This window comes from Mycobacterium sp., assembly GCF_032162105.1.
Taxonomy (GTDB): domain Bacteria; phylum Actinomycetota; class Actinomycetes; order Mycobacteriales; family Mycobacteriaceae; genus Mycobacterium.
Genome location: NZ_JAVRPS010000045.1, coordinates 1 through 12,837, shown reverse-complemented (window position 1 = coordinate 12,837; position 12,837 = coordinate 1). Strand labels below are relative to the sequence as shown.

13 protein-coding genes and 1 pseudogene are annotated in these 12,837 nt (G+C 66.2%); 1 reads left to right on the top strand and 13 read right to left on the bottom strand.

The window, feature by feature from the left end; translation table 11 throughout:
- From QOC69_RS02180 to QOC69_RS02160, 5 genes are all read right to left on the bottom strand, one after another.
- A partial coding sequence (locus QOC69_RS02180; RefSeq protein ID WP_526435902.1) for a cutinase family protein occupies nt 1–576 on the bottom strand: 576 nt, incomplete at its 3' end.
- A gap of 84 nt (nt 577–660) precedes the next feature.
- Nucleotides 661–1,296, bottom strand: a complete 636-nt coding sequence (locus QOC69_RS02175; protein ID WP_526435900.1) for a cutinase family protein — start codon at nt 1,294–1,296, stop codon at nt 661–663.
- A gap of 31 nt (nt 1,297–1,327) precedes the next feature.
- Entirely contained in the window at nt 1,328–1,993 is a 666-nt protein-coding gene (locus QOC69_RS02170; RefSeq protein ID WP_526435898.1) for a cutinase family protein, read from the bottom strand.
- 24 nt (nt 1,994–2,017) lie between these two features.
- Complete coding sequence (locus tag QOC69_RS02165) at nt 2,018–2,662, bottom strand: cutinase family protein (protein ID WP_526435904.1); 645 nt, start codon at nt 2,660–2,662, stop codon at nt 2,018–2,020.
- 38 nt (nt 2,663–2,700) lie between these two features.
- Complete coding sequence (locus tag QOC69_RS02160) at nt 2,701–3,711, bottom strand: EamA family transporter (protein ID WP_526435896.1); 1,011 nt, start codon at nt 3,709–3,711, stop codon at nt 2,701–2,703.
- A 76-nt stretch (nt 3,712–3,787) separates the two neighbouring features.
- Here QOC69_RS02160 and QOC69_RS02155 point away from each other — a divergent pair, with 76 nt between their 5' ends.
- Nucleotides 3,788–4,351, top strand: coding sequence for a CGNR zinc finger domain-containing protein (locus tag QOC69_RS02155; RefSeq protein ID WP_526435894.1), 564 nt, complete (start codon nt 3,788–3,790; stop codon nt 4,349–4,351).
- A gap of 374 nt (nt 4,352–4,725) precedes the next feature.
- Here QOC69_RS02155 and QOC69_RS02150 read toward each other — a convergent pair.
- From QOC69_RS02150 to QOC69_RS02115, 8 genes and pseudogenes are all read right to left on the bottom strand, one after another.
- Nucleotides 4,726–7,590 (bottom strand): annotated as a pseudogene (locus tag QOC69_RS02150) (NAD(P)-binding protein); the annotation flags it as partial.
- Nucleotides 7,587–7,991 carry an SCP-2 sterol transfer family protein gene (locus tag QOC69_RS02145; RefSeq protein ID WP_526435892.1) on the bottom strand — a complete coding sequence of 135 codons (405 nt, stop codon included), beginning with the start codon at nt 7,989–7,991 and terminating at the stop codon, nt 7,587–7,589. The pseudogene QOC69_RS02150 and the gene QOC69_RS02145, both read right to left, overlap by 4 nt.
- Nucleotides 7,984–9,006: a hypothetical protein gene (locus QOC69_RS02140; RefSeq protein WP_526435890.1), complete on the bottom strand. Its 1,023-nt coding sequence runs from the start codon at nt 9,004–9,006 to the stop codon at nt 7,984–7,986. Before QOC69_RS02140 ends, QOC69_RS02145 begins: the two co-directional genes overlap by 8 nt.
- The gene (locus QOC69_RS02135) at nt 9,003–9,284 is read right to left on the bottom strand and encodes a hypothetical protein (protein ID WP_526435888.1); all 282 of its coding nucleotides are present in this window, start codon (nt 9,282–9,284) and stop codon (nt 9,003–9,005) included. The genes QOC69_RS02140 and QOC69_RS02135 overlap by 4 nt, the downstream gene beginning before the upstream one ends.
- Nucleotides 9,281–9,739: a hypothetical protein gene (locus QOC69_RS02130; protein WP_526435886.1), complete on the bottom strand. Its 459-nt coding sequence runs from the start codon at nt 9,737–9,739 to the stop codon at nt 9,281–9,283. Before QOC69_RS02130 ends, QOC69_RS02135 begins: the two co-directional genes overlap by 4 nt.
- Nucleotides 9,736–10,920: a polyprenyl synthetase family protein gene (locus QOC69_RS02125; RefSeq protein ID WP_526435884.1), complete on the bottom strand. Its 1,185-nt coding sequence runs from the start codon at nt 10,918–10,920 to the stop codon at nt 9,736–9,738. The genes QOC69_RS02130 and QOC69_RS02125 overlap by 4 nt, the downstream gene beginning before the upstream one ends.
- Before the next feature lie 23 nt (nt 10,921–10,943).
- Entirely contained in the window at nt 10,944–11,615 is a 672-nt protein-coding gene (locus QOC69_RS02120; RefSeq protein WP_526435882.1) for a hypothetical protein, read from the bottom strand.
- 199 nt (nt 11,616–11,814) lie between these two features.
- Nucleotides 11,815–12,837 (bottom strand): adenylate/guanylate cyclase domain-containing protein (locus tag QOC69_RS02115; protein ID WP_526435880.1); only part of this gene is annotated, 1,023 nt, incomplete at its 5' end.

The following is a 12,837-nucleotide window of genomic DNA, read 5'->3' as shown; positions in this document are numbered from 1 at the left end:
GGCCGGGTTGCAGATCGGGTCGGCGCCGTGGCACTGCTCGATGGTCCTGTCGCGATACACCGGATTGAAGTTCCCGATGGGTCCGGCCCATTGGATGCCGTTGCCGAACAGTGCGACTGCGGCGATGCGCTGCTCCATCTCCGGGGGCAGCGGCTGGCTGAAGCCGAAGAACTGGAAGGGCAGGGCCAGCACCACGTCGGTGACCCCGGCCCCCAAGGAATACCCGCCGAGCACTATCCGGGTGTCGGGGCAGTTCGCGGCGGTGCTCTGAATACGCTGGCTCATGTCGTTGGCGCCGACGTCGATCTGGTTGTCGGCGGGGTAGCGCACCGCGTAGAGGTTGACGTTCTTATTCGTCTTCTGGCGCAGCGCGCTGACGAAGGTGTTGCCGATCTGCCCGGCGCCTGCGGGCTCCATGCGGCCGCGGGCGAAGATCACCTCGACGTCGGGGCACGCCGCGGCGGACGCCGACGGAACGCCGTGCGTCGTGAGTGCGGGACCGACCAGGAGAGCGGTCGCGGTGAGTGCGGTCGTGACGGCGGCGACGACGAACCTGCGAATCTGCTGAGGGGTCACCAAGCCGATGTTAGCCGAACTAAGTGGCGCGTTCGTTTCCCGGTCGTGGCTTCCGGGTCTGTTCGGCCGGCCGGCCGAACAGACCTACAGCTTGCTGATGGCGAAGTCGACCCCCGAATTCAGGCCACCACCCGCGACGTAGGCGAGCTGAAGGTGAGACAGGGCGAACGGTCCGCCCGAGCAGATGGGGTCGCCCGGATTGCAGACGTCGAGGAACCGATCAGCGAATTCGGGACCAGGCGCCAGTGGCACGTCCAACAGTCGACTGGCGTTGCCGAAGAGCACGACCGCAGCAATGCGATCGTCGACTCCCGGTGCCAGAGGATCGTTGAGCACCCGGTTGGTCACGGCGGCGCCGAGCGAGTACCCACCGACGACGATGCGAGTGTTCGGGCACCGGCTTCCGACCGAGTTCAGTTGTGCGGTGAGGTCATTCACGCCAGGGCCGATGTCCTGATGGGCCGGGTAATTCACGGCGGATGCGGCGATGTCGCGGCCGGTCCGGTCGCGCAGGCCTTGCACGAAGACCTCGCCCACCTGTCCGAGTCCCGGCGGTTCGTCGGTGCCGCGGGCGAAGAAGACTTGCACGTCCGGGCACGGCGCTGCCGCGGCCTCTGGGATCCCAACGGTGCCGGCGAGCATCGCACCTGCCGCTGCCAGAATCGTCAACGCCGACACGGAAACCCGGCCGCGGAACCGGCTCAACACGGATGTGATCACGCCTGAGATATCCAATGCCTGCAGGGGTTCGTTACAGCAGGCCCGCGACGAAGTTGGCTGCCTGATTGGTCGGGCCGCCCGCGTAGGCCTTGTGTGCGGCCACGCTCTCGCCGTCGGTTTGGCAGATCGGGTCGTTGCCGTTGCACAGATCGATGGATCGGCCGCCCCACACCGGGCTGGTAGTCAACGGCAGCCCGAGCTTGGCCGACGGATTGCCGAAGACGGCGATGGCGGCGACGTGGTCGGGCGCGTCGGGCGGCAGCGGGTTGTTGAATCCGACCGCGGGCACGGGCACCGCGGCGATCACGTCGATCACCGCTGCGCCCTGCGAGTACCCGCCCAGCACCAGCCGGGTGCCCGGGCAGGCGCCGATCATGTACTGGATGTGTCCGCTGGCGTCGTTGGCTCCGTTGGCGGCGGCCAGGAAGTCGTAGGTGGCGGGGTAGTTGACGGCGTAGCTGCCGACCGAGCGGCCGCCCACCTTGGAGCGCAGTGCATCGACGAACGCCCCGCCGGGCAGCCCGAGCCCTGGCGCTTCGGAGGTGCCGCGGGCGAAGACCACCTCGATGTCGGGGCAGTCGTCGGCCGATGCCGTCGGCAGTGCGCCGACGGGGAGGGTCGACATCACGGGAGCGAGGACCGCGGTACATGCCGCGACGACGGCGAGCGCTGAGCGCCGAACAAGATCAGAAGCCACGCCAAATGGTAACGCGGGATTCGGCTAAACCAGTCCAGCCACGAAGCTCGCGGCCTGATTCGTCAGGCCGGCGGAGACGTAATCGCTATGGGCGAACGGATTGCGGCCGCGGGAGCAGATCGGGTCGCCGTCCTTGCAGAGGTCGATGGCGCGGCCGCCGAATACCGAGTTCGTCACGGGGATCGAGAACTTCGTCGAGGGGTTGCCGAAGACGGCGACGGCCGTGATGGTGGGGACGAGGCTCGATTGCAACGGGGGTGCCGACCCGACCTCGCCGATCTTGTTGCCGAGCGGCGGGATGCCGGCGAGCATGTCCACCACCGCCGCACCCTGCGAGTACCCGCCGAGCACGATCTTGGTCGACGGGCACTGCTGAGTCAGGTCCGCGATGTAGAAGGCGGCGTCGTTGGCGCCGTCGGCGGCGGCCAGGAAGTCATACGAGGCCGGATAGTTGACCGCATACGTGGTGAGGCTGCGGCCGCCGACCAGACCGCTGAGGGTCGCGGAGAAGGCATCCCCGACCCGTCCGAGGCCCGGTGTGTCGTCGGTACCGCGGGCGAACACCACCTTGATGTCGGAACACGGCTCGGCTGTCGCCGCCGGGGCGACGGCCAGCGTCGTTGCGGTACAGACCAGGGCCGAGGTGATCGCGGCCAATCGGGCCGACATGCTGAGCAAGGTCACGCAGCCATCTTCACACAAGACGTTCAGCTACGACCAATTGTTTGCTCAGAGTGCCCGTCCCCAGCAGGCATTTCCGGCCAGCTGGCCTGGGCGACCTTCTCGGTGCGGTCGCCCGCCCGGGCCAGGACGAGCCCGGCGAGGACGACGGCGCCTCCGACCGCCTGGGTGGGGGACATCGCCTCGCCAAGCAGAGCCCAAGCTGCCAGCACGGCGAACATCACCTCGGAAAGCCCGACGAGGGACGCGAACCGGGGCCGTAGCCGAGCGATGCCCATGATGCCCAGCGTGTACGCGATGGCGGTCGGGATGACCGCCAGCGCGATGGCCGGGACCACCCACGACGTCGTCCACCCCGCGACGACGGCGTCGTGTGTGGCGAAGGTCAGCGGCATCAATCCGCTGGCACCGAGCAGTGCCACTGCCGCGGAGCCGACGATCAGACCGCCCGCGGCGAGCGTGATCGAGTTCAGCCCGCTGCCGTCGGCGGTGACTTCGTCTGACATCACGAAGTAGCAGGCCGCGCAGATCGCCGCAGCCGAGGCCCAGGCGATGCCGACGAGGTTGATGTGGGCGCCTGAGAAGACGTCCAGGACCAGGATGATTCCGGCGATGGCGATGGCGACGCCGGCCAGCGTGAGGTTGCTGGGGCGACGACGGGTGGTCACCCAAAGCCAGGCCACCACGAGAACGGGGGCGGTGTACTCGAGCAGCAGGGCCACGCCGACCGACAGGTGCGAAACGGCGTTGAAGAAGCAGAGCTGAGCGCCTGCGATGGGAATCAGCCCGTAGGCCACGACGGTCTTGGCGTGCCGCAGTGCTTCGCGGACCCAATCGGGCTTGATGACGGTGGCGAAGACGGCCATGACCAGTGCGCCACCGACGAGCCGCGCGGTGACGGCAGCGGTTGGGCTCCAGCCGGTTTCCATCAGCGACTTGGCCAGGGGTCCGGACATGCCGAAGGAGAAGGCGGATGCGACTGCAAACAGCAGCCCGAGCCGGAAGTGGTCGACGGCGGGCGTCTTCGTCGTCTTCATCTCGGCACCTCCTGGCATGTAATGAGTAAACTGACTGTTGGTCATGACGGTATCGGTGAGAGGAGTCATGCGTCAAATGATTTTTACTCATGACACTGAGCTCACTCTGAGGGCCGCATGTGTGCTGATCAACACCGATCGGGTGGACGGCGAGCAACTCGGTGACCTGGACACACTCGACGTGTACCTGGACGGTTTCGGCTGGACCGGCCGCCGCGACAACGACACCGCCGAGCTGGGTTCAGTGCACCGGTTGCGCGAGCGGCTTGGCAAGATCTGGGCGGTTGCCGACGACGAGGAGCAGGCCGTCGGTCAGGTCAACGCGCTGCTGAGCGATACCCGCGCGATGCCCTGGCTGACCCGGCACCCCGAGATGCCGGAGTGGCATCTGCACCTGGCCTCGATCCACGACCCCCTGTGGCAGCGGATGGGCGCCGAGATGGCGATGGCGCTGGCCGACCTCATCCGCGGCGGCGAGTTGCGGCGCCTCAAGGCGTGCGCCGCGCCGGACTGCGACGCGGTGCTGGTCGACCTTTCGCGCAACCGGTCGCGGATGTTCTGCGACACCGGCAACTGCGGCAACCGCCAGCACGTGGCGGCGTACCGGGAACGGCGGGCGCGCGAGGAGGTGGCCGACTAGCTCGAGGATCCGGCTTGACCGGGTTCCCTGAAGTTGGACTTGATTTCGACCTTGGGTGTCGCGTCGAGAGTGACGCGGTCCATCGCCGCGCGATGTGACGAAGGCACGTCGACTGGGACCTGTGCCGGTGACGGGGCGCGCTGCGCAGGCGTGTCTGGGATGCGCTGCGCGCGCGTGTCTGGGGTGACTGCCGCACGGCGTACGTCGGCTCCGCGGAGCGCGGGGACCCATTGGTTCCCCCAGTCGTAAATGGGTGGCCTGAGCACGTGCGACGCGGCTGGTCCGCCGCCGCGACTGTCGGTAACGGGTCCAGTCGGCGTCTCGATCGCATCGCCGGGATCGATTTTGTTGCCGTAATTGCTGGGCACCATGGTCCCGCCTTCGGTCGCGGGCCGGACGAGTACGTTGTTGTTCGGCGGCCAGATGCCAGATCCATCAGCTCGGCCCTTGCGATAGAGGCTCGCGGTCCCGCCTTCAGTGTTCGGGGGTAGCGACAGATTCGAATTGCTAACCGGCGCAACGACGGAGCTTGGCTCTGCACTCTCATCTCCGTAGACCGGCGGCTTGTCTATCAGAGGTGGGTTGCCCGGAGGGGTCGGAGGGTATTGATTGCCACCCTGGTGGGCGGATGGTGGCTGCGCCGATCCTGACTGTGCCGATCCTGACTGTGCCGATCCTGGCATTGCGCCCGTCATTTGTTCGAGGTACTGCCTCCAGGCCTGGAGATAGCGGAACAGTTGTTGGGCGTAGTCGGCCGGTGCTGGTGGCACGACGGGACCGGCGGGTGGCATCGGCGGCATACCCGGCGGCATACCCGGCATGCCCGGCGGCATCGGCGGCACGAACGGAATGCCCGTCGGCAGCATCGGGGCGAGCCCTGCCGCCGCGGTCGTCGACTGTTCCAGAATCTCTCGCCAGACCTCGAGATAGGCGAGTATCTGCTGGCTGTAATCAGTTGAAGGCATGGACATTTAGTTACCTCCGGTTGGTGGTGGGACAGGAGACGGGGGGAATCCGAACGGGTTGGTCAGTGTGTCCAACGGATGTGGCAGCCCCTCCAGGCAGTACCTGGTGTCCAGAGTGCGTAGGGCACGAGTGTCGGCAGGCTCGCGGTTCTCGATGTCGAACACATAGCAGTAGTCGCCGGCCGGTGTCGGCAGCCGGATCGGACTCGACAACCCCTGATCGAGGAAGCCATAGGGGAACTCCCAGCCGAGTGAGTCGTGTTCTCGACGATCGAGCCCGCCCGATTCGACCCAGACGTAGTGGTCGAGAATGGCGTTGACGGCGTGACGTCCCGACTCGCAGGCAGCTTCCATCGTCGTCATCCGAGTAAACGTCTTGCTCCACGTGCCCGCGAAGACGACGGAATTGTTGTGCAACTGATAGCCCCCGTGACGGGCTTGCCAGACATTTCGGCGCTCAAGATCCTCAAGCCATTGGGCTTCGGACGTCACGGTCGTCCATGACGTACCGTGCGGATTCCAGGGTTCACTGCCGGGTCGATTGGTCCAGTCCCCGACGATGGGAATGAGGTACGGGAAGTCGTTGCGGGCAACGCGGCCTTCGCCCTGACCCGGGCCGGTTTCCATCTTCAGGCCGCGGTCGAGTGCATACCACACGGGCCACGGCAGGATCGACTCCGCGGGAGTGTCGTCGCGGCTCGTGAGTGCATGGACGATCTGGCGCCACACCTCGACGGCGATTTCGTCGGCAGTGCAGTCGCGGGCCATCTTGCCCTGGCCGAACTCGTCGACGAGGTGACTGGAGGGGGTGTTGAAATCCCCGATGTCGACCGAGAGCACCGAGATATGGCCGTCGCGGTTCAGCATCGGCGGCCTCTCCCACAATCCAGTCTGGTTGATCGACGACAATGCCCACTCGGTGCCCGCGTACAACATGTGCCCTCGGAGCAGCTGGAATTCCGTGTCGAAGTAGTACTGGATACCGGCAAGCGTTTGGAACCGGTCCCACGGCACCCGTCCCATCTGATGCATGTCATAGGGATCCCGCCGCGTCTGCGGACGTGTCTGCCCAGGCTGTAATGGGCCGTCGGCCGGCGGTGTGGAGGTGGAGAACCCGTCCAGCCTCGCAACGGTGCCGCCGGTGCCCGTCGCGCGCAGAGCCGTGGTGATGTATTCGGCTCCTGGCGCGTCGACCGCGACGACCGCGTAGTCCGGAGTCGTGTACGTACCGTCGGCCAGCGTGACCTGCACCCGGGCTCTGAGGTGGGGCGGCTGACTGGTGTCGAAAGGGAGTGGGTCCAGCGAGCTCACGGCCCCTCGGACGAAGCGAACACCGAGCGCGTCGAGGTGGCGATACCAGTGGTCGAACCATGATTCGGTGGTGGGGCCGTTCAGCACCCCGTCGGCCTTGTTGTCGAGGCGATCCATGTTCAGGTAGAGCTGAAGATAGGTGGAGATGTTGGTGCGGGCGTCTCCCCACTGCGAGTCGAAAGCGGCCAGGACCCTTGGCATTCTGCGCAACAGTTCGTCGCAGCGTTGTGAGAAGGCGAACTGGTTGGTCCCTGTCGTGCGGTCGTGTCCGACGAAGTAGTCGTAGGCGGACACGTACTCGAGCTCCCTCGCGCGACGCAGGGGACTGGTGGAGAGATAGCGGAGCAGCCTCACCTCGAAGGTTGAGACGTCGGCCTGGGTAAAGCCCACTGTCGTGAGCTGACTAAGGATTCCGACCAATTCAGCAAGGCTGCGCGGGAATTCTCGCGGGAATACGAGCGACGGCTTGCCGTCCACTGTCATGCCTTGGGTGATCACCCGCTTGACGTTGTCGAAGACGGTGCGTGAGGTCGGCGACCAGGCGGCCGTGCTGCCGGCCTGTTCGTGGCGTTGGTACACGGGGATGCGCTGAAGCAGATCCCAAATGTGCAGGTAGTACGCGGGGAAGAAGCGGAAGCCATGTTCACCTGCGACAGCTCGGCCGGGGTGTTGTGGCGTGCCCCTTCGGCCGGGGAACGGGCGCAACTCCGCGGGGCTTCCGTCCTTCGTACCGACCGTCGAGTACTGAGAAGCGGCGAGGCCGCCGAGCTTGACGGGCGGGTACGAGCCCGCCGCTTCCGGCCCAAGCTCATTGCGCTCGTCGGGGCGACCTTCGTACACCGTGACGACGAAGCCGCGCTCCGCGAGCTCGTGAGCGGCGGTGAGGCCGGCGATGCCAGCGCCGAGGACCGCGACCGTGCGGCGTGGTTCGCAGGATGCAGGCGTTCTGGTGAACCCATTCATGGCGACCCCGCGCGGAGTGCGGAGAGCAGAGCTGGCTGCGATGGCGCCCGGACCGCAGCGTGAACGTAGGCGAGCATCGTGTCGTGAGCGCGCTGGACGTCGTCGAGCGCGCCTCGGACGCCAACCGCGCCTGCGTCGACCGCCTCACCCAGTCCGACCCTGGCATCGAGTAGATCGAGGATGGCGTCTCGCGAGGTGTTGATGCGGGCACCGGCCATCGGCGCCGCTCCGTCGGACACCTGAAGTCGGTCACCGCCGCGCAGAGAGAACACCTCGCCGTCGACGTCGAGTTCGACGACCATCGGGCCGAGCTGTGTGAGCAGCAAGCGATAACTGTCGGGCACCTCGTCCGCCAGGTGCTGGACCGACTGCCGCAAGAGCGACGAAACCCGTTCAGCCATGGAAGAACTCGAATACGCCAGTGCCGACGAAGTCGACGTCCTCGCCGTTGATCGAGCCGCTGACCCGCGCGGTACCACTGGTTTCGCAGAGCACGGCCGATCGGTCGAGGCATACCTCGCTCGGCTGAGCCAGGCGCGCATAGGAATGCGAGCGGAACTCGGCGTGCAGGCTGTCGCCCCCCCGTGTCGCGGTGATGTCGAACCGCTCAGGGACACCTGGCACCGCACCGTCCAGGAGCAACCGCATGGGGGGCGGCAAGGTGCAGTCCGCAGCGCGTTTGAGCACGCCGTTGGAGCGCGTCTGCACCGCCGCGTGCCGGAATATCGCGGCGGGCTCATCGTTGTGCCACAGGTAGAGCGCCTGGGACAGACAGCGCAGCCGACTCCGGTCGGTCGTCTGCATGAACACCATCGACCACGGGTCAGCTGATCCCGTGGGCAGGATCGTGCCCCATGTCCAGCCGAAGTCGCCGCCCCACCAGAACCGACCCCAGTTGTGGTCGTGGTAGGCGAGGTCATCCTCCATGCGGTGTTCTTGGCCGTTGATGCGCAACCATCCCTCGGCGCGCAGCCTCGGCACGAAGAGCCAGTTGATCCGGCCGTCCCCCAGCGGTTGGTTTCGGACCACGAAGGGCTGGCTCGCCGAGGTGAATTGCAGCTGGCCCCGAATGTCCTTGTCGGGCAGGTCGATTGCCACGCAGTAGCCGTCGGGAGTTATCGACATCCGGTTGCCGCCGATCGTCAGTTCACCCAGATCGGCCGAGACGTCCACGGCGCGTTCGTCGAACCGCTCGATGGCGCCGGTCCAGTTCTCGTCGTGGGCGATCACGATGACCCGTGGCACAAGCCGAACGGCGTCGGCGTCGAACCCCTCATTGGCGAGGCTGAAGTTGATCAAGATGCGAACGCCTCGTCCATGGACCACGAAGTGGTGCCACTCCTTGTAACCCGCGGGCCGGGCAGTGGCCAGCAAGGGGGCGCGGAGGAAGTCGTTGCGTGCGAGCAGCGCCGTCATCGGAGCCACCGCGCAGTCGCGGAAGCTGACGCGGTCGGCTCCCGAATCGAATTGCGTTGTAGCAGAGCGGGTTCGGCGATACGCTCGATCGTGTCTCCCAAGCTGGCAAGGCCAAGCAACACGTGTACGAAGTCATCTGCGTCGCGAGGCGGTTCGGAATGCGGCTCGCCGTCGGCGGCCAGTGTGCGAACCACTCGAGCCAGCCCGGCGAGGCCAACCAGGTAGTCGATGAAACTGCTCTGGTCGGCGAGCGCCTCGCGCGGATCGGTGAGTGTCATGCGTACCCCTCGGGCCGCAAGCTGGCCAGGATGGAATCGTCGAGACCATGTCCCATCGCGATGTCGGCCAACAGATCCGCCCAGGCGTCGGGGGCTGCATTGGGTGCGGCAGGTCCGTCGAGAACGCTGAGACTCACCGTCTCCCATACGCGTCGGAGGTTCTCCACCGCTTCCGAGGCGACCAACGCGTCGCGCAGCTGCGCCCCGTCGGGTGTCCGCGCGAAGCGGCAACCCTCGGTGACGAGTAGGTCGTGCACTCTTCGGGCCGCCGCAGGATTGCCAAGGACCGCGCGGCGCGCGCCGAGCAGAAGTTCGAACACCGTTCGCTCCGTCCCGCAGGACTCGTCCGGTGGGACCGGGCGCAACTGCGGGGTCTGCTGCTCGATGAGGTCGAGGGTGAGCTCACGGATCCGCTCGAGCTCGGCCAGCATGCCAATCATGTCTTCGGCGTTCATCGCGTCCGTCCGTTCACGTAGTCGACGAGGTCGACCAGCGCGTCGCGGTGTTGGCTGGGCGGCAACCAGTCGAGGCTGGCGAGCACGGTAGCAGCTTCCCGGGCATGCCCGGCAGCGACGTCTCGAGCGTGCTTGAGCGATCCGCCGCTGACCATCAGCTCGTAAAGCCAACGAATGTCGTTGAGGCTCTTCGACTCCGACGGCTGATGCCCCCGTAGCCGAGCCACGATCTCGGCCTGCCCCGCCCGAGACAGCTCGCCTCGGACGGCGAGCCGATCCAGTAGGTCGCTGAGCCCCAATTCACCGTCGCTGCCCGGGCGGCGCCTTGACAAGATCTGCACGGCGCGGTCGCAGTCGTTCGGTTCGGCGCATCGCAAGGCGTGCAGCAACATGAGGGTCCGCTTGCCCTCCCACAGGTCGCCGCCGATCTCCTTGCCGTATTCCTCCGGGTCCGCCCGTAGGTTCAGCAGGTCGTCAGTGATCTGGAAGGCCGCGCCGAGATGCCGCCCGAGAGACTCCAATTCGGTCATCCGCTCGAGTGGGGCCCCCGCCGCGATCGCGCCTGCCTGCAGCGGTGTGATGAACGAGTACCAGCTGGTCTTGAGCTCCACCATCTTGAGGTAGTCCGCGTCGTCGAGGCGCCAGGTGTTGGACCGCACCCAGTCGAGTTCGAGGGCTTGGCCGTCGACGGTCAGCCGGGTCATCTTGGCGATGGCGCGAAGGATGCGCAGGGCAGGGCCGAGCCCGACGCGCTCGACGTTGTCGAGCAGCGGTTGTAGTGAGAGCGAGAGCATGGCGTCGCCGACGTTGACGGCGATCGGGATGCCGTGGTCGATGTGCAGCGTGGGTTTGCCACGCCGCGACCATGATTCGTCCTCGATGTCGTCGTGGATGAGAAATGCGTTGTGGTAGAGCTCGAGGGTGGCCGCGGTCGGCAGGATCGCCTCGAGATGGCCGCCGAGCCCGAGGCACATCGCGATGCTGAGCGCAGGCCGCAGTGCCTTCCCGCCGCGCAGGGGGTAGTCGAGAATCAGCTCGCGAAGGGGGTTCGGCCCACCGTCGCCTGGACCGTAGAGCCGCTCGAGTTCGCCGTCGCAGGCGTCCTTGCACAGGGCGAGATAGCCTTCGAGCGGGTTGGAGGCGATCGGTGTGGAGTGCGCCTCAGGCAATGTGGACGTCATCGCACACGCAGTCGCCGGTGGGGCTACGTACTAACTAGGGCGACGAGGCCGGATGGATCCTTGACCCGTACGGCGCCGCTGACGCGAACGTTGAGCTCGATGGTGTTGGTCGGGGTGTCGCCGATGACCTCGAGGCTGGGCATCACGCTGACGGCCAAGTCCACCGGCTCTTCACCGGGTGACGCGTCCCAGGCAGCCCCCTGCGCGATCCGCTCTCGACGGCCGAGGAGGATCAACCTGGTCAGGTTGGCCGGCGGGGGCGGAGGGGGCAGCGGGGGCAGCTGGTTTCGCTTCAGCGACTCGACGCGATGCAGTGCATTGATCATCGCAGGCCCGAGCAGCACATCGGTGCCTGCGTATCCGCTCACCAACTTGCTGAGATCTATCAGCGATTCCGTGTCCACGAATATGCAGGAGGGCGCGCGATACCCGGCCACTTCGACCGCGGCCCGTGCCCTGATCAGCGTCGCCAGAATTTCGTCGGAGGTCAGCGGCCAAGGGTAGTAGTCCTGGGTGGTCACGACCTTGTCACGAATGCGCCACATGACACCGATGTCAACGATCAGAGCGAGCCACGTGGTCGCCTGCATCACCTTGCCGAGTAGTGCGTCGGGGGTGGGCGCTATCGCCTCGGCCAGCGTCACCTGGAAGGGGATGGATACGTGTTCGATCGGCAACGGGGCCGACGGGGGCACGCTGTCGCTCCGGACGCTGCTCTGGGCGGGGTCACCCGTTTCCCAGTGCGGGATGGCTTGACAGGCAACGCTGGTCCGCTGGAAAGTTTCCCACACTGTTTGGTTGGCGAGAGCCAACCGTTCTGCACTCAAGTACATGACTGAGACCCCCCTCGTCGGCTGTATTTCTAGATCATCGCAGAGAACATCGTCGCGAGTGTCATTTTTGGAGTAGCACCACGTCTTGACCAGGGGTCATCTCGCCGCGAGCCACCGCGTCGCAGTGCGCGAGGTGCAGCGGGGCGACCGGATCCTCGGGCAACAGCACGCGGCATCGTTCGAAGGCGACGCGCGCCTGGTCGATTTCGCCTGCGTCGAACAGCGCGAAGGCCTCGTCGAAGGCGGGTTGTGCCGCGCGCTTCGCCGCCCGCAGCGGAGCCAAATCTTCTTCGTAGACTTCATAAATCGTCACCGGCCTGCGCCGGTTGACCACCATGACGCGCTCCATGCGACGGACGTCGAATTGGCCGGGATCCCCGAGGCGCTTGTAAGTGCGGTCGGAGATGAGCAACGCCGAGCCGTAGCGCTTGGTGGTGCTCTCGATGCGCGCGGCGAGGTTCACAGCGTCACCGATGATGGTGAGCACCATGCGGTTTACCCCACCGACGAGCCCAACTCCCACTGCGCCGGTGTTGATGCCGATTCCCGCCCGTAGCTCCTCGGAGCCGCGTTCCCTCCGCTCCCGGTTGTGCTCGCGCAGGGAGCGCAGCATGCCCAATCCCGCCCGGACGGCGTCGGGCTCCGAATCGAAGACGGCGACGATCTCGTCCCCGCGTACGTCTTGAATCATGCCGTTGTAGCTGATGATCGGGAGCTCGACAGCGCGAAGAAAGCCCATCGCCAGGTTGCCGGCCTCACCGACGTTCATGTCCTCGATCATTGTCGTGAAGCCCCGGATGTCGCTGATGAGCACCGTCATCTCGCGTTCGACCCGGTAGCCGCTGCGGACCCGGCGAAGGTCGTCGATGTCGAGGATGCGCAGCAGTTCGTTGGGCACGAATCTCGATTGCACGTCCATGAGGGACTGTCGGTGCTCGTCGGCGGCGCGAAGTCGTGCCTCGAGATGGAAGTTCCACAGCGGTGCAGCGGCTTGGGCGCACAGGAAGCCGACAGCCTCCTCGTGATCGGAGTTGAAATGTCGGCCCGGCTCCCATTGCTCGGCATATACGGCGCCGATTGTGTT